This is a genomic window from Streptomyces sp. NPDC090127 (assembly GCF_044746945.1).
GTDB lineage: Bacteria > Actinomycetota > Actinomycetes > Streptomycetales > Streptomycetaceae > Streptomyces.
The window spans coordinates 34,475-56,845 of the sequence record NZ_JBIVDE010000011.1; the positions used below are offsets into that span (position 1 = coordinate 34,475).

15 protein-coding genes are annotated in these 22,371 nt (G+C 68.9%); 9 read left to right on the top strand and 6 right to left on the bottom strand.

Annotated elements, in window-relative coordinates; all coding sequences use genetic code 11:
• Positions 1–18: 18 nt before the first annotated feature.
• The 3 genes from ACIPPS_RS31140 to ACIPPS_RS31150 form a co-directional block, all read right to left on the bottom strand.
• Positions 19–1,548 (bottom strand): helix-turn-helix domain-containing protein, encoded by a 1,530-nt coding sequence (locus tag ACIPPS_RS31140; protein ID WP_401439063.1) that lies wholly within the window; start codon positions 1,546–1,548, stop codon positions 19–21.
• 51 nt (positions 1,549–1,599) lie between these two features.
• On the bottom strand, positions 1,600–1,956 hold the full coding sequence (locus ACIPPS_RS31145; RefSeq protein WP_401439066.1) for a VOC family protein: 357 nt from the start codon (positions 1,954–1,956) through the stop codon (positions 1,600–1,602).
• 119 nt (positions 1,957–2,075) lie between these two features.
• Positions 2,076–3,023: an AraC family transcriptional regulator gene (locus ACIPPS_RS31150; RefSeq protein WP_401439069.1), complete on the bottom strand. Its 948-nt coding sequence runs from the start codon at positions 3,021–3,023 to the stop codon at positions 2,076–2,078.
• Positions 3,024–3,104: 81 nt separating this feature from the next.
• On the opposite strand from ACIPPS_RS31150, the gene ACIPPS_RS31155 reads away from it, so the two are divergent.
• Positions 3,105–4,004, top strand: a complete 900-nt coding sequence (locus ACIPPS_RS31155) for an NAD(P)H-binding protein (RefSeq protein WP_401439071.1) — start codon at positions 3,105–3,107, stop codon at positions 4,002–4,004.
• A 323-nt stretch (positions 4,005–4,327) separates the two neighbouring features.
• Complete coding sequence (gene acnA / locus ACIPPS_RS31160; RefSeq protein WP_401439073.1) at positions 4,328–7,042, top strand: aconitate hydratase AcnA; 2,715 nt, start codon at positions 4,328–4,330, stop codon at positions 7,040–7,042.
• 94 nt (positions 7,043–7,136) lie between these two features.
• Here the strand turns inward: acnA and ACIPPS_RS31165 are convergent, their stop codons facing one another.
• The 3 genes from ACIPPS_RS31165 to ACIPPS_RS31175 form a co-directional block, all read right to left on the bottom strand.
• Positions 7,137–8,054, bottom strand: a complete 918-nt coding sequence (locus tag ACIPPS_RS31165) for an FG-GAP repeat domain-containing protein (RefSeq protein WP_401439075.1) — start codon at positions 8,052–8,054, stop codon at positions 7,137–7,139.
• Positions 8,055–8,301: 247 nt separating this feature from the next.
• Entirely contained in the window at positions 8,302–9,234 is a 933-nt protein-coding gene (locus ACIPPS_RS31170) for an FG-GAP repeat domain-containing protein (protein WP_401439077.1), read from the bottom strand.
• Positions 9,235–9,388: 154 nt separating this feature from the next.
• Positions 9,389–13,216, bottom strand: coding sequence for a GH92 family glycosyl hydrolase (locus ACIPPS_RS31175; protein ID WP_401439080.1), 3,828 nt, complete (start codon positions 13,214–13,216; stop codon positions 9,389–9,391).
• A 389-nt stretch (positions 13,217–13,605) separates the two neighbouring features.
• On the opposite strand from ACIPPS_RS31175, the gene ngcE reads away from it, so the two are divergent.
• From ngcE to ACIPPS_RS31210, 7 genes are all read left to right on the top strand, one after another.
• Positions 13,606–15,054, top strand: coding sequence for an N-acetylglucosamine/diacetylchitobiose ABC transporter substrate-binding protein (ngcE, locus tag ACIPPS_RS31180; RefSeq protein WP_401439083.1), 1,449 nt, complete (start codon positions 13,606–13,608; stop codon positions 15,052–15,054).
• Positions 15,055–15,169: 115 nt separating this feature from the next.
• Positions 15,170–16,099, top strand: coding sequence for a carbohydrate ABC transporter permease (locus tag ACIPPS_RS31185; RefSeq protein ID WP_401439086.1), 930 nt, complete (start codon positions 15,170–15,172; stop codon positions 16,097–16,099).
• A gap of 91 nt (positions 16,100–16,190) precedes the next feature.
• A complete protein-coding gene (locus tag ACIPPS_RS31190; protein ID WP_401439088.1) occupies positions 16,191–17,126 on the top strand; it encodes a carbohydrate ABC transporter permease in 936 nt (311 codons plus the stop codon).
• Between the two features lie 356 nt (positions 17,127–17,482).
• Positions 17,483–18,694 carry an ROK family protein gene (locus ACIPPS_RS31195; RefSeq protein WP_401439091.1) on the top strand — a complete coding sequence of 404 codons (1,212 nt, stop codon included), beginning with the start codon at positions 17,483–17,485 and terminating at the stop codon, positions 18,692–18,694.
• Positions 18,695–18,816: 122 nt separating this feature from the next.
• The gene (locus ACIPPS_RS31200) at positions 18,817–19,917 is read left to right on the top strand and encodes a substrate-binding domain-containing protein (protein WP_401439093.1); all 1,101 of its coding nucleotides are present in this window, start codon (positions 18,817–18,819) and stop codon (positions 19,915–19,917) included.
• A gap of 178 nt (positions 19,918–20,095) precedes the next feature.
• Positions 20,096–20,902, top strand: a complete 807-nt coding sequence (locus tag ACIPPS_RS31205) for an ATP-binding cassette domain-containing protein (RefSeq protein ID WP_401439095.1) — start codon at positions 20,096–20,098, stop codon at positions 20,900–20,902.
• Positions 20,899–22,281, top strand: a complete 1,383-nt coding sequence (locus ACIPPS_RS31210; protein WP_401439098.1) for a sugar ABC transporter permease — start codon at positions 20,899–20,901, stop codon at positions 22,279–22,281. The genes ACIPPS_RS31205 and ACIPPS_RS31210 overlap by 4 nt, the downstream gene beginning before the upstream one ends.
• The last annotated feature ends 90 nt before the right edge of the window (positions 22,282–22,371 follow it).

Sequence of the window (22,371 nt, forward strand, 5' to 3'; positions counted from 1 at the left end):
GCACGACACCGCGCCCGGTCAGATGTCCCGGAAGATCTCGATCTGCGCGCCCACCGAGTTCAGGCGCTCCGCCAGGTCCTCGTAGCCACGGTTGATGACGTAGACGTTGCGCAGGACCGACGTGCCTTCCGCCGCCATCATCGCCAGGAGGACGACCACCGCCGGGCGCAGGGCCGGCGGGCACATCATCTCCGCCGCGCGCCAGCGGGTCGGGCCCTCGACCAGGACGCGGTGGGGGTCCAGGAGCTGGAGGCGCCCGCCGAGGCGGTTGAGGTCGGTGAGGTAGATCGCCCGGTTGTCGTAGACCCAGTCGTGGATGAGGGTCTTGCCCTGGGCCGTCGCCGCGATGGCCGCGAAGAACGGCACGTTGTCGATGTTCAGGCCGGGGAACGGCATCGGGTGGATCTTGTCGATCGGCGCCTCCAGCTTGGAGGGCCGGACCGTCAGGTCCACCAGGCGCGTACGGCCGTTGTCCGCCGCGTACTCCGGCGAGCGATCGTGGTCGAGGCCCATCTCCTCCAGCACCGCGAGCTCGATCTCCATGAACTCGATCGGGACCCGGCGGATCGTCAGCTCCGACTCGGTCACCACGGCCGCGGCCAGCAGGCTCATCGCCTCGACCGGGTCCTCGGAGGGGGAGTAGTCCACGTCCACGTCGATCTGCGGCACACCGTGCACGGTCAGCGTCGTCGTGCCGATGCCGTCCACCCGTACGCCCAGCGCCTCCAGGAAGAAGCAGAGGTCCTGGACCATGTAGTTGGAGGAGGCGTTGCGGATGACGGTCGCGCCGTCGTGGCGGGCCGCGGCGAGCAGCGCGTTCTCCGTGACGGTGTCCCCGCGCTCGGTCAGCACGATCGGGCGGTCCGGCGAGACCGCCCGCTCGACCTGCGCGTGGTACAGGCCCTCGGTGGCCGTGATGTCGAGGCCGAAGCGGCGCAGCGCGATCATGTGCGGCTCGATCGTGCGCGTACCGAGGTCGCAGCCGCCCGCGTACGGCAGCTTGAAGCGGTCCATGCGGTGCAGCAGCGGGCCGAGGAACATGATGATCGAGCGGGTGCGGATCGCCGCCTCCGCGTCGATCGAGTCCATGTCCAGCTCGGCCGGGGGCACGATCTCCAGGTCGACCCCGTCGTTGATCCAACGGGTGCGCACACCGATGGAGTTGAGGACCTCCAGGAGCCGGAAGACCTCCTCGATGCGGGCGACACGGCGCAGGACCGTACGGCCCTTGTTGAGGAGCGTGGCGCAGAGCAGCGCGACACACGCGTTCTTGCTCGTCTTGACGTCGATGGCCCCGGAGAGCCGGCGGCGGCCGACCACCCGCAGATGCATGGGGCCGGCGTAACCGAGGGACACGATCTCGCTGTCGAGTGCTTCGCCGATGCGTGCGATCATCTCAAGGCTGATGTTCTGGTTGCCACGTTCGATCCGGTTCACGGCGCTCTGGCTTGTGGCCAGGGCCTCGGCGAGCTGCGTCTGCGTCCAGCCCCGGTGCTGCCGGGCGTCACGGATGAGCTTGCCGATGCGTACGAGGTAGTCGTCTGCCATGCGCGTCACGTTATCTCAGATATGAGATGGGGCTCGCGTGGGGGTGGGCCGTCAGGGTGACGCGCTGTGCGCGGTCGGGTGACGCGGTTCGTACAGCGGCAGTTCGGCGCCGCTCGGCAGCCGCACGGCGCCGAGCAGCCCCCAGCCCTGGTCGCTGATGGGCCGTGAGATCTCGGCCCCGCGGTCCTCCAGGGTGGTGAGCGTGCCGGCGATGTCGTCGCACATCAGATAGAACTCGTGCTTCGTCTCACCCGCCGTCGGGTGCACCGCGACCTCGGCCGGCGGCAGCCTGAAGATGAGCCAGCCCTCGCCCGCGTCGACGTGGTCGAGGCGCAGGACGTCCTTGAGGAAGGCCCGGTCGGCGTCCGCGTCGGGGGTGTAGAGAATCACATGCGCACCGCTGAACATGCTCCGATCCTCAGCCGCGGCACGATCCGCGGCAATCCTTTCGCGGCCGTACGGGTCGTTGAGCGGGGTTATTGCCCCTGATGACGGTTCAGGTCGTACGGTCCCGCCCTGGCCCGCGCCTACGCCGCCGCTGGGGCGCGGTGGTGGCTGGGGCGGGTCCCGTACACCCGCTGGAAGGCCACGCTCAACCCGAACGCGCTGCCGTACCCGACCTGCCGGGCGATCGCCTCGACCGTGGCGTCCGTGCGCGCCAGCAGATCGGCCGCCAGGGCCAGCCGCCAGCCCGTCAGATAGGCCATCGGAGGCTCGCCCACCAGGTCGGTGAACCGGCGGGCGAGCGTCGCCCGCGACACACCCGCCTCCTCGGCGAGCGCCGCCACGGTCCACCGCTGGGCGGGCCGGTCGTGGATCAGCCGGAGCGCCCGGCCCGCGACGGGGTCGCCGAGCGCGCGGTACCAGCCCGGCGGATCGGCCTCCGGGCGACCGAACCACTCCCGGAGCGTGGACAGCAGCAACAGGTCAAGGAGCCGGTCGAGTACGGCCTGCTGCCCCGGGTCGTCGCGGCCGATCTCGGCGGCCGTCAGCTCCAGGATCGGGCCGGGCGCGCCCTCGTGGCGGACCACCAGCACCCGGGGGAGCGCGCTCAGCAGCCGCTCCGAGACCCGCCCGCCGACCCGGTAACTGCCGGTGAGCAGCACCGTCGGGCCGTCCACACTGTTCCCGCACATCCGCAGGCCCAGGACGACGTCCTCGCTGATCTCCTCGCCGTCGGCCGTCGTGCACCGGTCGGGACCCTCCCGCACGTACAGCGGCGTGGCCTCAAGACCGTCCTCGTCGCTCACGGAGAACGGCTCCGGACCGACCACGACGGCCACGTCACCCGGCCCGAGCGCGACCGGCGCCTCCTCGCCCCCGGGATCGACGAGTCCCGAGCCCCGCAGCAGCGTGATCAGGGTGAGCGGTGCGCGGTCGGCGAAACGGACCGCCCACGGGGGCGCCAGGTGGTTGCGGCTGAACAGCGCGCCCTCGGACCTCACCTCGTACAGCAGGCTCCCCAACGCATCCATCCGGCAAGGTTAGACGCTCAGACATCGGATTGAGCCGACAGGCCATTCTCCGCCTCGTGGTCGGCGCGTTTGACTCGTTCCATGACGAACGACGTGACGACGAAGAACGCGCGTACGACACCTGCGCACACGACGAACGCGCACACCGCGGACCCGAAGCCGATCCTCGTCCTCGGCAGCACCGGCAAGACCGGCCGCCGAGTCCTCGCCCGCCTGCGGCACGCCGGCCACGAGGTCCGCGCCGGCTCCCGCAGGGGACCGACCCGCTTCGACTGGACCGACGAGTCCACCTGGGAGCCCGCGCTGAAGGGCGTCGGCGCGGCCTATCTGGTCGACTCGCAGACCGAGGACGCGGCCGACTCGGTGCGCGCCTTCGCCCAGCTGGCCTCCGCGCGCGGGGTCGAGCGCCTGGTCCTGCTCTCCGCGAACGACTGGGTGGTCCCGGAAGGGGAGGAGAAGCTGCCCAGCGAGCGCGCGGTACGGGAGTCGGGCGTGGCCTGGACGATCGTGAAGCCCGCCTGGTTCGCGCAGAACTTCAGCGAGGACCCGTACTACCTGGGCCAGCTCCGCGACGGCGAGTTCGTGAGCTCCACGGGGACGGGCCGCGAAGCGTTCGTCGACGCCGACGACATCGCCGATGTCGCGGTGGCCGCCCTCACCGAGGACGGCCACGCCGGCGAGACGTACCGACTGGCCGGGCCCCGCCTGCTCTCCCTCGACGAGGTCGTCGAGGAGATCGCCCGCGCCACGGACCGGGACATCGTCCACCGCGCGGTCCCGCCGGAGGACTTCGTGGCCGTCGGCGCACGGCAGGGACTGCCGGAGGGGTACGTGAACCTGCTCGACGACCTCTACAGCTGGATCCGCGAGGAGCGCTTCGCCCAGCTCGCCGACGGGGTGCGGCGCGCCCTGGGCCGCGAGCCGCGCGACTTCGCCGACTACGTCCGTACCACCGCGGCGACGGGCGTCTGGCACGCCTGACCCGTCCCTCGCGGGTCGGTCACAGCTCCACCGAGAGGTGCGCGGACAGGGCGCGGAGGAAGTCCGGCGCGTCGAACATCGCGCCGGCCACACTGTCTCCGGCCCCGAAGGAGCGGCCGGATGACACCGATCGCAGGCATGCCGGGCATGACCGAGCGGCGGGGATGCACTAGAGTTATCTCGACATCGAGATAACTGCTTACGGCGCGCCGCAGCCGCCCACCCGGTAAGGGTTACCTAACTAAGCCTTACCTTAGCGGATCGGCGAGGAGTCGTGGCGGCAGCATGGCGGTAATACGCGCACATTGATGAAGGAGACTGTCGTGTCGGCGAACAGCTTCGACGCCCGCAGCACGCTGCGCGTGGGCGACGAGTCGTACGAGATCTTCAAGCTGGACAAGGTCGAGGGCTCCGCGCGCCTTCCCTACAGCCTGAAGGTCCTCCTGGAGAACCTGCTCCGCACCGAGGACGGCGCGAACATCACCGCCGACCACATCCGGGCCATCGGCGGCTGGGACTCGCAGGCCCAGCCCAGCCAGGAGATCCAGTTCACGCCGGCCCGCGTGATCATGCAGGACTTCACCGGCGTTCCCTGTGTCGTCGACCTCGCCACCATGCGCGAGGCCGTCAAGGAGCTCGGCGGCGACCCGGCGAAGGTCAACCCGCTCTCCCCGGCCGAGCTGGTCATCGACCACTCGGTCATCGCCGACAAGTTCGGCACGAAGGACGCCTTCGGCCAGAACGTCGAGCTGGAGTACGGCCGCAACAAGGAGCGCTACCAGTTCCTGCGCTGGGGCCAGACCGCCTTCGACGACTTCAAGGTCGTCCCGCCCGGCACCGGCATCGTCCACCAGGTGAACATCGAGCACCTGGCCCGTACCGTCATGGTCCGGGGCGGCCAGGCGTACCCCGACACCCTCGTCGGCACCGACTCCCACACCACCATGGTCAACGGCCTCGGTGTGCTCGGCTGGGGCGTCGGCGGCATCGAGGCCGAGGCCGCCATGCTCGGCCAGCCGGTCTCCATGCTGATCCCGCGCGTCGTCGGCTTCAAGCTGACCGGCGAGCTGCCGGCCGGCACCACCGCGACCGACCTCGTCCTCACGATCACCGAGATGCTGCGCAAGCACGGCGTCGTCGGCAAGTTCGTCGAGTTCTACGGTGAGGGCGTCGCCGCCACCTCGCTCGCCAACCGCGCCACCATCGGCAACATGTCGCCGGAGTTCGGCTCCACCGCCGCGATCTTCCCGATCGACGGCGAGACGCTGAAGTACCTCAAGCTCACCGGCCGCTCCGAGCAGCAGGTCGCGCTGGTCGAGGCGTACGCCAAGGAGCAGGGCCTCTGGCTGGACCCGGCCGCCGAGCCCGACTTCTCCGAGAAGCTGGAGCTCGACCTCTCCACGGTCGTCCCCTCCATCGCCGGCCCGAAGCGCCCGCAGGACCGCATCGTCCTCGCGAACGCGGCCGAGCAGTTCAAGCAGGACGTCCGCAACTACGTCGACATGGTCGACGAGGCGGGCCAGGAGTCCTTCCCGGCCTCCGACGCCCCCGCCGTCACCAACGGCGTCCCGTCGAACCCGGTCCAGGTGACCGCCCCCGACGGCACCACCTACGAGCTGGACCACGGCGCCGTCACCGTCGCCGCGATCACCTCGTGCACCAACACCTCGAACCCGTACGTGATGGTCGCCGCCGCGCTCGTCGCGAAGAAGGCCGTCGAGAAGGGCCTGACCCGCAAGCCGTGGGTCAAGACCACCCTCGCTCCGGGCTCGAAGGTCGTCACCGACTACTTCGACAAGGCGGGCCTGACCCCCTACCTCGACAAGGTCGGCTTCAACCTCGTCGGCTACGGCTGCACCACCTGCATCGGCAACTCCGGCCCGCTGCCGGAGGAGGTCTCCAAGGCCGTCAACGAGCACGACCTCGCGGTCACCTCGGTCCTCTCCGGCAACCGGAACTTCGAGGGCCGTATCAACCCCGACGTCAAGATGAACTACCTGGCGTCCCCGCCGCTGGTCGTCGCGTACGCGCTCGCGGGCTCCATGAAGGTGGACATCACCAAGGACGCGCTCGGCACGGACACCGAGGGCAAGCCGGTCTACCTGGCGGACATCTGGCCGTCGGAGGCCGAGGTCAACGACGTCGTCGCCAACGCCATCGGCGAGGACATGTTCAACAAGTCCTACCAGGACGTCTTCGCGGGCGACGCCCAGTGGCAGGCGCTGTCGATCCCGACCGGCAACACCTTCGAGTGGGACACCGAGTCCACCTACGTCCGTAAGCCCCCGTACTTCGAGGGCATGACGATGGAGACCACCCCGGTCTCCGACATCGTCGGCGCGCGGGTCCTGGCCAAGCTGGGCGACTCGGTCACCACCGACCACATCTCCCCGGCCGGCGCCATCAAGGCCGACACCCCGGCCGGCAAGTACCTCACGGAGCACGGCGTCGAGCGCCGCGACTTCAACAGCTACGGCTCCCGCCGAGGCAACCACGAGGTCATGATCCGCGGCACGTTCGCCAACATCCGCCTGCGCAACCAGATCGCGCCGGGCACCGAGGGCGGCTACACCCGCGACTTCACGAAGGAAGGCGCCCCCGTCTCCTTCATCTACGACGCCTCGCGCAACTACATCGAGCAGGGCACCCCGCTCGCGATCCTGGCGGGCAAGGAGTACGGCTCGGGCTCGTCCCGTGACTGGGCCGCCAAGGGCACCGCGCTCCTCGGCGTGAAGGCCGTCATCGCCGAGTCGTACGAGCGCATCCACCGCTCGAACCTCATCGGCATGGGCGTCCTCCCGCTCCAGTTCCCCGAGGGCGCCTCGGCGTCCTCCCTCGGCCTGACCGGCGAGGAGACCTTCTCCTTCACCGGCGTCGAGGAACTGAACAACGGCACGACCCCGCGCACGGTCAAGGTCACGACGGACACGGGCGTCGAGTTCGACGCGGTCGTCCGCATCGACACCCCGGGCGAGGCGGACTACTACCGCAACGGCGGCATCATGCAGTACGTCCTCCGCAACCTGATCCGCGGCTGACCCACCTGCTGCCCCACGCAAACGGGCCCCGCTCCTCGGAAGAGGAGCGGGGCCCGTTCGTGCGTCGTTCGTCAGGCGCCGAAGACGGCGTCCGTCAGAACAGCAGGCGGTACGCGTTCCAGCCGCCGGTGCCGATCAGCGCCTTGGGCTTGAACGGGGCCGAGGCGACGCCGGAGCCCGAGTAGCGGTACAGCTTGCCGGCGCTGTCGCGGGCGACCAGGTCGGTGATGCCGTCCAGGTCGATGTCACCCACCGAGACGAGCGAGTTGAAGGCGTTCCAGCCGGCGCCGATCTTGGTGCGCGCCTGGAACGGCGCCTTGTAGTTGCCGGTGCCCTTGTACAGCCACAGGATGCCCGAACCGTCGCGCGCGACGATGTCGTCCTTGCCGTCGTTGTTCAGGTCGCCCTTGCCGGCGATCTGGGTGTAGGCGTTCCAGCCCGCACCGACCTTGACGCGGCTGGTGACCTTGCCGTCACCGTAGCCCAGGTAGATGTACAGGACGCCGGAGTTGTCGCGGGCGAGCAGGTCGTCCGCGGCTGCGCCGCCCAGGTTGCCCGTCGAGATCACCTTGTTGTAGACGCCCCAGCCGCCGCCCACGCGCCACGGGTCCTGGCCGAACTCCAGGTACTCGAGCGCGCCGTTGGTGACGGCCCAGATGCCGTCCGCGCTGCCGTCGGCGTCGCGGTCGACCTGGGTGATCTGCTTCGTGTACTCCCAGCCCGAGCCGGTGAACATACGGGTGTCGAGACCGCCGGTGCCGGTCGGCGCGTAGCCGTACATGAAGCCGGTGCTGTCCACGCCGTACAGGGCGTTGACCTGGGCGTCGGACGAGGTGGTGGTGTTGAAGGCGCTCGCCGCCGGCGCGGACTGCTGGACGGCGTCGGCGGAGCGCGGCTTCGGGGCCTCGGTCGCCATCGCGCTGGTGGTCGTGGCGACCAGGGCCGCCGTTATCGCCGCGACCGTGACACGGGACAGGATGCCCGTGGTGTTCAGGCCAGAAGTCTTGGCCACGTATTACTCCCGTTTTTTGTGGAAATGGGTCCGCCCAACCCCCTGAGGGGCGCGGCGGACCACTCATGCCCACTGATCTTTGCACAAGATGTTCACAGGCCAACTGGTTTGTGACGTAGCTGTTTCAGAAGCGTTCATATGCCCGTTCTGTCCCGTCCTTCTGCCCCGACCGTCACTCTCGGCGCAAACGCAGCAGGCCCCGCTCCTCCGAAGAGGAGCGGGGCCCAGAAGCCCGAAGCGGCGGCTGTCAGAACATGAAGCGGTACGTGTTCCAGCCAGCGTTACCGATCAGGGCCTTCGCCTTGAACGGGGCCGCGGCGTTGCCGGTGCCCGAGTAGCGGTAGAGCTTGCCGCCCGTGTCGCGCGCGACCAGGTCGGCGCGGCCGTCGAAGTCCAGGTCGCTGACGCCCACGAGGCTGTTGAACGCGTTCCAGCCGGCACCGATCTTGGTGCGGCCCGCGAACGGGGCCTTCTGGTCGCCGGTGCCCTTGTAGAGCCACAGCACGCCGCCACCGTCGCGCGCGACGATGTCGGCCCTGCCGTCACCGCTCAGGTCGCCGACGCCGGCGATCTGGGTGTACTGGCCCCAGCCGGCGCCGACCAGCACGCGGCCGGTCAGCTTGCCGTCGCCGTAGCCGAGGTAGATGTAGAGCTTGCCCGACGCGTCGCGGCCGAGCATGTCCGGAGCCGCGGCACCACCGAGGTTGCCCGGGACCAGGACCTTGTTGTAGATGTTCCAGCCCTTGCCGACGCTGATGCCGCTGTCCTCGACATCGCCGTTCGCGTAGACCAGCTCACCGTCGTTGGTCCAGGCCCAGAGGTCCTCGGCCACACCGTCGCCGTCGTTGTCGGCCTGCTGGGCGTCCTTGAAGATGTCCCAGTCGGACGTCTGCAGCTCGCGAGCCTCGTAGCCGCCCGCGTTGTTCGGCGCGTACCAGTACATGTCGGCGCCGGAGACCGCCCCCAGCCAGCGGTAGTCGGCCTCGGCCGCCGACGCGGCCGCCTTGTTCGCCTTCGGAGTCGCGAGGGCCTGGGCAGCCGCCGACACGGCCTTCTCCGCGGGCTTCGGGGCCTCGGCCGCGATCGCGCTGGTGGTCGTGGCGACCAGGGCCGCCGTTATCGCCGCGACCGTGACACGGGACAGGATGCCCGTGCTGTTCAGGCCAGAAGTCTTGGCCACGTAGTACTCCCGTTCGGTGTGGGGAAATGGGTCCGCCGCGCCCCCGGGGGGACGCGGCGGACCACTGATTCACCTGGATCCTGGCACAGGATTTTCACGTGGCGGCGGGGCTGTGACAGAACTGTTTCGGTTGAGTGCTCATGTTTGGCCGGAGTTAGCTGAGTAGTTCCACTTCAGCCAACTTCGCGTCCCTGGCCAGCATCAGACGGTACGTCGGGTACGAGCCAGGTGCCCGGATCGTGAAGGCCCTCGTCTGGCGGTCCCACGTGAACGACTCGCCCGACCTCTTGTCCAGGTCCGTCCACGTTCGTCCGTCGCGTGAGCCCTGCAACACCCAGCCCCCCGGCGCCGACTTCGCCTCCGCCGACGTCAGGGTGTACTGCACCGCCCGCGTCCGCTCCGCGACCGGCAGGTCCACCGCCGTCGCCGCCGACACCGGCGCCGACGTCGCCGAGGTGTTGTCCGTCAGCGGGCCCGTGCCCGTCGTCGCGTCCTTGCGCGGGGACGGGGCCTTGCCGGGCGGGGTGATCGAGACCGGGCCCGCCTGCTTGCCCGTGCCCCACGACGACGGCCTCGGGCCCATGTCGAAGGTGAGCGTGCCGCCGCGGGCCAGCACGCCGTGCGGGAGCGCCGTGGAGTTCCAGCGCTTGCCGTTCAGCTTCACGCCCTGCACGTAGATGTTCTTCGCGCTGTTGCGCGGCGCCTCGACCACCAGCGTGCGGCCGCTGTCCAGCCGGAGCGTCGCCTTGGTGAAGAGCGGCGAACCGATCGCGTACTCCCCGCTGCCCATCACCAGCGGGTAGAAGCCCAGCGCGGAGAAGAGGTACCAGGCCGACTGCTCGCCGTTGTCCTCGTCGCCGTGGTAGCCCTGCCCGATCTCGCTGCCGGTGTACAGACGGGAGAGGACCTCGCGGACCTTCTCCTGCGTCTTCCAGGGCTGCCCGGCCGCGTTGTACATGTACGGCACGTGGTGGGCGACCTGGTTGGAGTGGCCGTACATGCCCATCCGGACGTCCCGGGCCTCCGTCATCTCGTGGATGACGCTGCCGTACGAGCCCACGAACTCCGGGCTCGCCGTCTCCGGCGTCGAGAAGTACGTGTCCAGCTTCTCGCCCAGACCCTCACGGCCGCCGTACAGCCGAGCCAGGCCCGCCGAGTCCTGCGGCGCGGTGAAGGCGTACCCCCAGCCGTTCGTCTCCGTGTAGTCGTGGCCCCAGATCCGCGGATCGTACTGGGCCGACGGGACGCGCCAGTCGCCCTTCAGATCACGGCCCTGGAAGAAGCCGGCCTCGCTGTCGAAGAGCGAGACGTAGCTCTGAGCCCGGGACAGGAAGTACGCCGCCTCCTCCTGGTACCGCTTCTTCCCGGTCTTCTTGTGCAGCGCCTGCGCCATCTTGGCGATGCCGTAGTCGTTGAGGTACCCCTCCAGGGACCAGGACAGGCCCTCGTGCGTCTCCGTCGACGCGTAGCCCAGGAAGGGAGAGGTCTCCATCCCCTTCCGGCCCACGCCCCGGTTCGGCGACACGACCGTGGCGTTCTTCAGCGCCGCCTCGTACGCCGCCTCCGCGTCGAAGTCCACGCCCTTGACGTACGCGTCCGCGAAGGCCACGTCCGAGGACGTGCCGGTCATCAGGTCGGCGTAGCCGGGGGAGGACCAGCGGGAGATCCAGCCACCGTCCTTGTACTGCTGCACGAAGCCGTCGACCAGCTCACCCGCCTTGGACGGGGTGAGGAAGGAGTACGCCGGCCACGTCGTGCGGTAGGTGTCCCAGAAGCCGTTGTTGACGTACACCTTCCCGTCCACGACCTTCGCCCCGGTGTGCGTGGGGGTGTCCTCGCCGGTCATCGGGGAGAACGGGCTCGCGTACTTGTGCGTCGCGCCCACCTTCTCGAAGCCCGAGTTCGGGTAGAGGTAGAGGCGGTACAGGCTGGAGTACAGGGTCACCAGCTGGTCGTGGTCGGCGCCCTCGACCTCCACCCGGCCGAGGATCCGGTCCCAGGCGTCCTGCGCCCGGTCCTTCGCCGTCTCGAACCGGCTGCCGGCCGGGAGCTCGTCCGCGAGGTTCGCCTTCGCCTGCTCGACGGAGATCAGCGAGGTCGCCAGCCGCAGCGTCACCGTACGGTCCGCGCCCGCGTCGAAGCGGAAGTGGCCCTTCACGCCCTGCGCCGCGGAGCCGGTGACCGGCGCGTCGAAGACGCCGTACACGAACATCCGGGTCGCGCCGGTCGACAGGCCGCTCTTGACGTCCGAGAAGCCGGTGAAGGAACTCGTCGCCGGGTCGAGCGTCAGACCGCCCTGATCGGTGACGTTGTCGAAGACCACGCTCGCGTCCCCACCCGGATAGGTGAAGCGCATCATCGCCGCGTGGTCCGTCGGGGTCATCTCGGCCTTCAGGCCGTTCTCGAAGGTGACGCCGTAGTGGTGCGGGCGGGCCGTCTCCCTCTCGTGGCGGAAGGCCAGCGCCCGTGCCGTCCGGTCCGTCGCCGGAGCACCGGCCGCCGCCGAGGGCATCAGCTGGAAGGTCTGCCGGTCGCCCATCCAGGGGCTCGGCTCATGGCTCGCGGCGAAGGCCTGCACCGTCGGCAGGTTCTCCGCGTTGTTGCCGCGCGCGTACTCGTACAGCCAGCTCTGGGAGGCCGCGTTGGTCACCGGCGTCCAGAAGTTGAAGCCATGCGGGACGGCCGTGGCCGGGAAGGTGTTGCCGCGCGAGAACGAGCCGCTGGAGTTCGTGCCTCGGGTGGTCGAGGCGTAGTCGGAGAGCCGGGCGAGCCGCTTCCGCGGCGCCTCGGGCTTCAGGCTGACGTCGTCGATCCAGCCCTGGAACTTCGCCGGGCCCTTGGGGGAGTCGTACGCCACCAGGATCCGGTCCACGGTCTTCCCGGCCGCGACCGCGCCGATCCGCGCGGACACCTGGTTCCACTGGTTGACGTAGAGCCGCTTGGCCGCGCCCTGGCCCTGCGGCGAGAGCAGGCCGCCGTGGGAGTCGGTGGCCCGCAGGTCGCTCAGGTGGGTGCCGTCGGTGAAGGCCAGGTCCACGGCGACGTTCGTGGCGGGGTAGTTGAGGTCCGTCTCGGGGAGCGAGGGGAAGATCCGGTACGACAGCTCGGTGTCCCGCTCGATCCGGGTGTCCACGTCGAAGACCCGGTTGTACGAGTACGCCCGGCCGGCCGGCTTGTGCGTACCGGCGTAGCGCAGCGCGCGCGTGCCGGTGAAGCCCGCGTTCGCCTTGGCGGTCGGCGAGCCGCCGGGGCCGCGGTCGACGTGGCTGCGCATCTCCTCGGGCACGGGGGCGGAGGTGTCCCCGTTCGAGAACTGAACGTCGGCCAGCTGGGTGAGGCTCGCGCCGCTGTTCTTCGTGAACTCCAGCCGGTAGTGCGCGTACGCCGTGTCGTTGGCGAAGTCGAACGTCCGGGTCTCGAAGCGCTTGGCGAAGCTCTGGCCCGCCCGCGTGTCGAGGACCGTCCACTCCTCGCCGTCCGCCGAGCCCTTGAGGGTCCAGTCGCGGGGGTCGCGCTCGGCCGCGTCGTTCGCCGACGTCAGCGCGTACGTGACCACTTTGGTGGGCGCGTCGAGGTCGAATTCGATCCAGGCCGTGGGCGCGAAGACCAGCCATTTCGTGGACGGCTGGAGATCGACCAGATTCTCCTTCGTCTCGCCCGAGCCGGCGTTCTCGCCGCTGGCCCGCAGCGTGACCACCTTGTCGGTGACATTGCCCGGTATTCCACTGGCGAAGCCGCCGTCGACCCCCGACGCACGCGGGGCGCCGTCCGTTCCGACGTCCACCGAATTACGCCAGGTGGGCTGTGTTTCGTCCGATTCGAAGGAGGTGGTGAACTCCCTGGACGATGTGTCCGTTTGGCCGGGAAGTGCCTGTGCCACCGAGGGCGCCGAACTCAGTACCAATGCCGTCGACGCGAGCAGCGCGGCGGCTCTGAGGCGGGGGTTCCGGGACCGTGATCGGGTGCGAATTCTGGGCTCCATGCCGTGTCGCCGCTCCTGCCGCTGGAATAGGACAACGTTGTCATCTGAATGGCGCAGGCTCCAGTAGGAGGCCAAGTGGCAGGTGGTGTCAAGGGTGTTGACGGCAAGTCGTGGGATGAATCGGCACTTATGCGCCGTCATAATCCGTGAGGTCTCAACTCGGGAAAGACTGGCGCGGAAACCGGCTTTCGATCTTGCTCCGTGGACGGGAAGTGGACTATACCTGTCGGCGTCTGGACCGTCGTACCTCTCACCCGGCGGCACGACACAACGTACGTGTACGACCCAAGCTGCATTCGAATGCGGTGGCGGGGCCCTTCGCCTGTGGCGAGCAGAAAACGGGCGACCGGTACACCGCCTGAGTCCTGAATGAAGGCGAGGACTTGAGCATGGGATCCACCTCCGCGCACAACGACGAAGGCCTCGGCCGCCGCGATCTGATCAAGCGCTCCGCCGCTCTCGGTCTGATCTCGGTGCCGACGATGAGCTTCCTCTCCGCCTGCGCCAGCGGCGGCACCGCCGACGGCGGCGACAAGGTCGAGAAGGGCACGAAGTCCGAGAAGAACCCGCTCGGTGTCAACGGGTCGGCTCCGCTCGACTTCGTCCTCTTCGACGGAGGCTTCGGCCAGCAGTACGCCAAGGACGCGGTGAAGATCTACGAGGGCACCTACCCTCAGGCCAAGGTCAAGTTCACCGCCACCCAGAAGATCACCACCGAGCTGCAGCCGCGGTTCAACGGCGGCAACCCGCCGGACCTCATCGACAACTCCGGTGCCGAGCAGATGGACATGGGTGTCCTCGTCGGTCAGAAGCAGCTGGCCGACCTCACCGCGCTGCTCGACGCCGCCTCGATCGACGACCCGAGCAAGAAGGTCCGCGACACCCTGCGGCCGGGCATCGTGGAGATGGGCCAGTTCGACGGCGCCCCGGTCTGGGTCCTCTACTACGCGTACACGATCTACGGCGTCTGGTACTCCCAGAAGCTGCTGGACTCGCTCGACGCGAAGTACCCCGAGACCTGGGACGAGATGCTGGCCGTCTGCGAGAAGGCCAAGAAGAAGGGCATCGCGGGCTGGACGTACGCCGGCAAGCACCCGTACTACGTCCCCTTCTCGCTGTACCCGATGATCGGCAAGGTCGGTGGTCGCGAGGTCCTCGACGCGATCGACAACCTGGAGCCGAAGGCCTGGGAGCACCCCGCCGTCAAGGCCTGCTTCGAGGCGTACTACGAGCTCCAGCGGAAGGGCTACATCCTCCAGGGCACCCCGGGCCTCGACCACATCCAGTCGCAGACGGCCTGGACCGAGGGCAAGGCGCTCTTCATCCCGAACGGCTCGTGGGTGGAGAACGAGGCGGCGAAGACCATGCCGGCCGACTTCAACCTCGCCGTCTCCGCCCCGACCGGCATCGACTCCTCCGACAAGATGCCGTTCGGCACGATCTGGGCCTCCGGCGGTGAGCCCTTCATCGTCCCGGCCAAGGCGAAGAACGCCGAGGGCGGCATGGAGCAGCTGCGCATCATGCTCAGCGAGGCCTCCTCGAAGAACTTCACCCAGTCCGTGAAGTCGCTGACCGCCTTCAACGGCGGCACCGACGGCATCGAGCTGACCCCGGGTCTGAAGTCCGGCGTCGCGGCGCTCGACAAGGCCGGAGAGAACGTCGTCAACCCGCGTCTGCAGGACTGGTACGTGGCGCTGCAGAAGGAGAAGATCGGTGTCGCCGGCATCGGCGAGATGATGGCCGGCCGGGCGACCCCGGCCGAGACGATCAAGAAGATCCAGAAGTTCGCCGACGAGGCGGCCAAGGACTCCTCCATCAAGCACTACAAGCACCAGTGAGCTGTGCCGGGGCCCCTTCCCGCCGACCGGGAGCGGGCCCCGGCTCCTTGCGTACGGCACTCACGCCGCGCACGGCACCAGCGGCTACTCCGCGGGAAGATCGGGGTCGGTAGTAATGCAACACGGCAAGTACCGTTTCATCGTGGGGTTCCTGGCGGTACCCCTGGCCATGTACGCGTTGTTCGTCATCTGGCCCTTCATCCAGTCCATCTACTACTCGTTCACGGACTGGAGCGGTCTCAGCCCCGAATTCCGGATGGTCGGGTTCGACAACTACAGCCGCATGCTCGACGACGAGGTGTTCTGGAAATCGCTCCAGCACAGCCTGACCTTCGCGGTCGTGCTGCCGCTGGTCACCGTCGGCCTGGCGCTGTTCTTCGCGTTCATGCTCAATGTCGGCGGTCGGCGCCGCCGGGGAGCGGCCATCGCCGGTGTGCGCGGCTCGTCGTTCTACAAGATCGTGTACTTCTTCCCGCAGGTGCTCTCCATCGCGATCGTGGCGCTGCTCTTCCAGTTCGCGTACAACCCCAACAGCGGAGCGATCAACTCGGTCCTCAAGGGGGTCGGACTCGGCAGCATCCAGCCCGACTGGCTGGGTGACCCGAACCTGGCCCTCATCTGTGTGATGGTCGTCCTCGTCTGGTCCACGGTCGGCTTCTTCGTGGTCCTCTTCTCGGCCGGCATGGCCTCGATCCCCAAGGACTTCTACGAGGCGGCGCTGCTCGACGGCGCGAACCGCTTCACCACCTTCTTCAAGATCACCCTGCCGCTGCTCTGGGACACCGTGCAGTCCGGCTGGATCTACATGGGCATCCTGGCGCTCGGCGCCGAGTCCTTCGCCGTCGTCCAGATCATGACGGTCGGCCCCAACGGTGGCGGGCCGGACTACTCCACCATCGTGCTGCCGCTGTACGTGTACCAGAAGGCCTTCCGTGACGGTCAGGCCGCCTACGCGACCACGATCGGTGTCGCGCTGCTCGTCGTGACGCTGCTCTTCGCGGCGGTCGTCATGCGGCTCGGCCGGCGCGAGCGGCTGGAGTACTGATGCGGTGTCTTCCCGGTGGACAGCGCCCGGACCCCCAGCAGGAAAGCAGCTCGGTCACGGTGGCCGGCACGACAGCACGAGGTGACCTCCGGTGAAAGCCATCGACACCCCTCCGGCCGGTGCGGCGCTGCCCGAGCCGCCCGAGCCCGGCGCCACGAAGGTGACGGGGAGCGCTCCCGCTCCCCGCAGGACGAGCAAGGCGGAGGGCGCGACCCTCAACGTCTTCTCGCACGGGATCCTGATCATCTGGGCGATCATGGTGGTCATGCCGCTGCTGTGGGCGGTCATGACCTCCTTCAAGACCGACCGGGCGATCTTCACCTCGCCCTGGGCGCTGCCCGACAAGCTGCACTTCGAGAACTGGTCGCGCGCCTGGACCGAGGCGCACATGAGCGACTACTTCCTGAACACCATTCTGGTGGTGGGCGGTTCGCTGATCGGGACGCTGCTCTTCGGCTCGATGGCCGCCTACGTGCTGGCCCGGTTCGACTTCCCGGGCAACCGCTTCATCTACTTCCTCTTCATCGGAGGGATGAGCTTCCCGATCATCCTGGCGCTCGTGCCGCTGTTCTACGTGCTGCAGAACATGGCCCTGCTCAACACGCTGCACGGCCTCGTCCTGGTCTACATCGCGTACTCGCTGCCGTTCACGGTCTTCTTCCTCACCGCCTTCTTCCGCACGCTGCCGACCTCGGTGGCGGAAGCGGCCTTCATGGACGGCGCCTCGCACACCCGGACCTTCTTCCAGGTGATGCTGCCGATGGCCAAGCCGGGCCTGATCAGCGTGGGCATCTTCAACTTCCTGGGCCAGTGGAACCAGTACCTGCTGCCCACGGTGCTCAACACCGAGCAGGACCAGAAGGTGCTGTCGCAGGGCCTGGTCCAGCTCGCCGTCAGCCAGGGGTACAAGGGCGACTGGTCGGGACTGTTCGCCGGCCTGGTCATGGCGATGCTCCCCGTCCTCGCCGCGTACATCGTCTTCCAGCGCCAGGTGGTCGCCGGACTGACGGCCGGCGCGGTGAAGTAGAGCTCACCGAGCGTCACGGAGGGCGGTCCCCGAGCAGGGGGGCCGCCCTTCGGCATCCTCCCGGAGGAGGTCCCGCGCGGGGCGCCCGTACCCCCGCTGACCCGCGGGTTCACCGCGGAGCCGGGTACCCTGAAGCGTCACCGGAACCGTCGGTCTTCGCCTGTTTTCGACCGGAGAGGACCGGTGCCGCCGCCGAGCTCATCCGAGCCTCCTCTGGCTCAAGGTCTTGACGGGGGACAACCCCAAAGGCTCAGCTTAGAGTTCACAAGTTGGAGAACAAGCTGGGGTCTCACAGGCGCGGCCCCGGCCGGGGGCGGTGATCACACCGTCCGTCGCAGGCGGGAGTGGATGAGTCGATGGAGACTCCGGGGTCGCAGACATCGCTGCACAGGGCCAATCTCGAGCGGGTGGTCCGTGCGGTAAGAATGGCGGGCTCGCTCACCCAGGCCGAGATCGCCCGGGCGACCGGCCTGTCCGCCGCCACGGTCTCCAACATCGTGCGGGAGCTGAAGGACGGCGGCACCGTCGACGTCACCCCCACCTCCGCGGGCGGCCGCCGGGCGCGCAGCGTCTCGCTCTCCGGCGACGCGGGCATCGTCATCGGCGTCGACTTCGGCCACACGCATCTGCGGGTCGCGGTGGGCAACCTCGCCCACCAGGTGCTCGCCGAGGAGTCCGAGCCACTGGACGTGGACGCCTCCTCCGCCGAGGGCTTCGACCGGGCGGAACGCCTGGTCATGCGGCTCATCGGCGCCACCGGCATCGGCCGCGACAAGGTCGTCGGCGTCGGTCTGGGCGTCCCCGGCCCGATCGACGTCTCCTCCGGCACGCTCGGCTCCACCTCGATCCTGCCGGGCTGGAGCGGCATCAACCCGGCCGAGGAGCTCTCCGGCCGGCTCGGGGTGCCCGTGTACGTCGACAACGACGCCAACCTCGGCGCGCTGGGGGAGCTCGTCTGGGGCAGCGGCCGGGGCGTGAAGGACCTGGCCTACATCAAGGTCGCCAGCGGCGTGGGAGCCGGCCTCGTCATCGACGGGCGGGTCTACCGCGGCCCCGGCGGCACCGCGGGCGAGATCGGGCACATCACGCTCGACGAGTCCGGCCCCGTGTGCCGCTGCGGCAACCGCGGCTGCCTGGAGACCTTCGCGGCCGCCCGCTACGTCCTGCCCCTCCTCCAGCCCGGCCACGGCCCCGATCTGACCATGGAGCGGGTCGTCCAGCTGGCCCGCGAGGGCGACCCCGGCTGCCGCCGTGTCATCGCCGACGTCGGCCGCCACATCGGCAGCGGGGTCGCCAACCTCTGCAACCTGCTCAACCCCAGCCGGGTCGTCCTCGGCGGCGACCTCGCGGAGGCCGGTGAGCTGGTCCTGGCGCCCATCCGGGACTCCGTCTCGCGGTACGCCATCCCCAGCGCCGCCCGCCAGTTGTCGGTGGCCCCCGGGGCGCTCGGCGGCCGCGCGGAGGTCCTGGGCGCGCTGGCTCTCGTACTGAGCGAAATGGGCGATTCGACCCTGCTGGAGAGCGCCTTGCCCGGTGCCGCGCAGGCCTCGACTCCTGCCTTCACTTAGATAACGAATGGCACCGTTGCCATCTCGTTAAGGATTTACTTCTTGACGATGTCCCCGCGGCCGAGTTGACTTCCAGCCACCTCGGCCGCAACGTCGCGGCCTCGTCAGGGAGGCAACCCCACATGAACGCATTGACGCGTCGCATCGTCATAGGCACGGCCGCGGTTTCCATGGCCCTCTCCGTCGCCGCCTGTGGCAAGGCGGGCGACAGTGACTCGGGCAACGGCAGCGGCGGCGACAGCAAGACCATCGGTCTGCTGCTGCCGGAGAACAAGACCACGCGTTACGAGACCTTCGACCGCCCGATCATCGAGGCGAAGATCAAGGCTCTCTGCTCGGACTGCGAGGTCAAGTACAACAACGCCGCGCAGGACACCGAGACGCAGAAGAAGCAGTTCGACGCGCTGGTCACGCAGGGCGTGAAGGTCATCATCCTGGACTCGGTCGACTACAAGGCCACCAAGTCCTGGGTCCAGCAGGCGGAGAAGAAGGGCGTCAAGGTCGTCGCGTACGACCGTCTGGCCGAGGGCCCGATCTCCGCCTACGTCTCCTACGACAACGAGAAGATCGGCCGCCTCCAGGGCGAGGGTCTGGTGAAGGCGCTCGGCGACAAGGCCAAGGACGCCAACGTTGTCATGATCAACGGCTCGCCGACCGACCCGAACGCCCCGCTGTTCAAGAAGGGCGCCCACAGCGTCCTCGACACGGCCGTCAAGAAGGTCGTCTACGAGCAGGACATCCCGGACTGGTCCCCGGACGAGGCCAACAAGAAGATGGGTGCCGCCATCGACTCGCTGGGCAAGACGGGCTTCCAGGGCGTCTACTCGGCCAACGACGGCATGGCCGGCGGCATCATCACCGCCCTCTCCAAGCAGGGCATCAAGGTCCCGGTCGGCGGCCAGGACGCCGAGCTCGCCGGTCTGCAGCGGATCCTGAAGGGCGACCAGTCCTTCACGATCTACAAGCAGATCAAGCCGGAGGCCGAGACCACCGCCGAGATCGCGGTCCGCCTCCTCAAGGGCGAGAAGATCGACGACCTCGTTCCCACCAAGGTCACCAGCCTGACCGGTGAGTTCAAGGACATCCCGGCGAAGCTGTACGACGCCCAGGTCGTCACCAAGACCGAGATCGCCGGCACGATCATCAAGGACGGCGTCTACAAGGCGGCCGACATCTGCACCGCCGAGTACAAGGCGGCCTGTGAGGCGGCGGGCATCAAGTAACCCCCGCTGCCGGCACGGCCCTTCGGACCTCTCGACCCCCCTCCGAACGGCCCCCCGGTCCGGTCCGGCGCCCCGCCCCGTTCCACGCCCCGCAAGCGGGGGCGGGGCGCCGGACTCCTCTCACAGCCCCCTCTGTGCTCTTCGCACCACCATCCCCGCCGGTCAGGCGGCGAAGGAGATGATTCACGTGTCCGCTACGCCCGTGCTGGCGTTGCGCGGAGTCTCCAAGCGGTTCGGCGCCGTCCAGGTGCTCACCGACGTAGAACTGGAGATCCACGCCGGTGAGGTCGTCGCCCTGGTCGGCGACAACGGCGCCGGCAAGTCGACTCTCGTCAAGACGATCTCGGGTGTTCACCCGATCGACGAGGGCGCGATCGAGTGGGACGGCCGTCCCGTCCAGATCGCCAAGCCCCAAGACGCCCAGAGCCTCGGGGTCGCCACCGTCTACCAGGACCTGGCGCTCTGCGACAACCTCGACGTCGTCGCCAACCTCTTCCTCGGCAGCGAGCTGAACTCCGGCTCCGTCCTCGACGAGATCGCCATGGAGAAGCGCGCCAAGGAACTCCTGGACACCCTGTCCATCCGGATTCCTTCGGTCCGTATCCCCGTCGCGGCGCTCTCCGGCGGTCAGCGCCAGGTCGTGGCCATCGCCCGCGCCCTCATCGGCGACCCGAAGATCGTCATCCTGGACGAGCCCACCGCCGCCCTCGGCGTCGAGCAGACCGCACAGGTGCTCGACCTCGTGGAGCGGCTGCGCGAGCGCGGTCACGGAGTCATCCTCATCAGCCACAACATGGCCGACGTCCGCGCCGTCGCGGACAAGGTCGCGGTCCTCCGCCTGGGCCGCAACAACGGTGTCTTCGACGTCAAGGACACCACCCACGAGACGATCATCGCCGCCATCACCGGTGCCACGGACAATGCCGTGACCCGTCGGCAGGCCCGCACGGCCTCGGCCACGGCCACGAAGGAGGACGCGAAGTGAGCGACCTCGCCAAGACCCCCGAGACGCCGGAGAGCACCGGCACCCCGGCGCCCGAGGCCACCGTGCCCGACAGCGCGGCGCCCGAGGCCGCGGCGCCCGAGGCAGTCGTGCCCGCCCAGGCCGTCGCCACGGAGCCCTCCGCCGCCCCCATTCCCGCCGTCGACCCGCGCCTGCTGGTCCGCGAGGAGGGCATCAAGGGCTACTGGACCGAGTTCTCCCGCAAGATCCGCGGCGGCGAGCTCGGCTCCCTGCCCGTCGTCCTGGGCCTGATCGTCATCGCGATCGTCTTCCAGGTCCAGAACAGCAACTTCCTCTCCGCGAGCTCCGTCGCCAACATCGCGGTCTACTCCTCCGGCCTCGGCATCATGGCCGTCGGCATCGTCTTCGTCCTGATCCTGGGCGAGATCGACCTGTCGATGGGCTCGGTCGCCGGCGTCGGCGCCGCCGTCTGGGCGGTGCTCAACGTCACCAACGGCATGAACGACATCCTGTCGGTCGTCATCGCCGTCGCCTCCGGCCTCCTCATCGGCCTGCTGCACGGCTTCTTCTTCGCCAAGATCGGCGTCCCCGCCTTCGTGGTCACCCTCGCCGGCTTCCTCGGCTGGAGCGGCCTGCAGATCTGGCTGATGGGCAAGGAGGGCTCGATCAACGCCCCCTCCGGCTCGATCGTCGAGAGCCTCACGGCGTACTACTTCGAGGACAAGGCCGCCGCGTACGGCCTCGCCCTCGTCGCGGTCCTCGCCTACGCCGGTTCCCTGCTCCTGGACGCCAAGCGCCGCAAGGCCGCCGCCCTGCCGTCCCGGCCGGTCAGCGAGATCGTGCTGCGCACCGTCGTCGTCGCCGTCCTCTGCTTCGTCGGCGCCTACGTCCTGAACGAGCCCGAGGGCGCCCGCGGCCTGCCGCTCGCCCTGGTCCTCTTCCTGGCCGTCCTGGTGATCGCCGACTTCGTCGCCCGCCGCACGCTCTTCGGCCGCAAGGTCTTCGCGGTCGGCGGCAACGCCGAGGCCGCCCGCCGCGCCGGCATCAACGTCGACCGGATCCGGATCGTCGTCTTCGGCCTCTCCGGCATGCTCGCCGCCTTCGGCGGCCTCTTCGTGGCCAGCCTCTCCGGCGGCGCCACCAAGAGCCTCGGCAGCGGCAACACGCTGATGCTGGTCATCGCCGCCGCCGTCATCGGCGGTACGAGCCTCTTCGGCGGCCGCGGCAAGGTCTGGTCGGCGCTCCTCGGCATGATCGTGATCCAGTCGATCCAGCAGGGCCTGAACATGATCGGCATGGCCAACGAGATCCAGTACATGATCACCGGCGCGGTGCTCCTCGCCGCCGTCGTGATCGACTCGATCTCGCGCCGCACGCAGAAGACCGCGGGTCGCGCGTAACGAACCCCACAGTGTCCGGCGCCGGAGAACCGGTGCCGGGCACTGCTGCGTCCGGAGCTGTGAACCGGCCGTACGCTCAACGGTGTGTCG

Excerpts from the sequence above, each read along its gene's own strand:
- ACIPPS_RS31140 (WP_401439063.1), bottom strand. The coding sequence starts at position 1,548 with ATGGCAGACGACTACCTCGTACGCATCGGCAAGCTCATCCGTGACGCC.
- ACIPPS_RS31145 (WP_401439066.1), bottom strand. The coding sequence starts at position 1,956 with ATGTTCAGCGGTGCGCATGTGATTCTCTACACCCCCGACGCGGACGCC.
- ACIPPS_RS31150 (WP_401439069.1), bottom strand. The coding sequence starts at position 3,023 with ATGGATGCGTTGGGGAGCCTGCTGTACGAGGTGAGGTCCGAGGGCGCG.
- ACIPPS_RS31155 (WP_401439071.1), top strand. The coding sequence starts at position 3,105 with ATGACGAACGACGTGACGACGAAGAACGCGCGTACGACACCTGCGCAC.
- ACIPPS_RS31175 (WP_401439080.1), bottom strand. The coding sequence starts at position 13,216 with ATGGAGCCCAGAATTCGCACCCGATCACGGTCCCGGAACCCCCGCCTC.
- ngcE (WP_401439083.1), top strand. The coding sequence starts at position 13,606 with ATGGGATCCACCTCCGCGCACAACGACGAAGGCCTCGGCCGCCGCGAT.
- ACIPPS_RS31185 (WP_401439086.1), top strand. The coding sequence starts at position 15,170 with ATGCAACACGGCAAGTACCGTTTCATCGTGGGGTTCCTGGCGGTACCC.
- ACIPPS_RS31195 (WP_401439091.1), top strand. The coding sequence starts at position 17,483 with ATGGAGACTCCGGGGTCGCAGACATCGCTGCACAGGGCCAATCTCGAG.
- ACIPPS_RS31200 (WP_401439093.1), top strand. The coding sequence starts at position 18,817 with ATGAACGCATTGACGCGTCGCATCGTCATAGGCACGGCCGCGGTTTCC.
- ACIPPS_RS31205 (WP_401439095.1), top strand. The coding sequence starts at position 20,096 with ATGATTCACGTGTCCGCTACGCCCGTGCTGGCGTTGCGCGGAGTCTCC.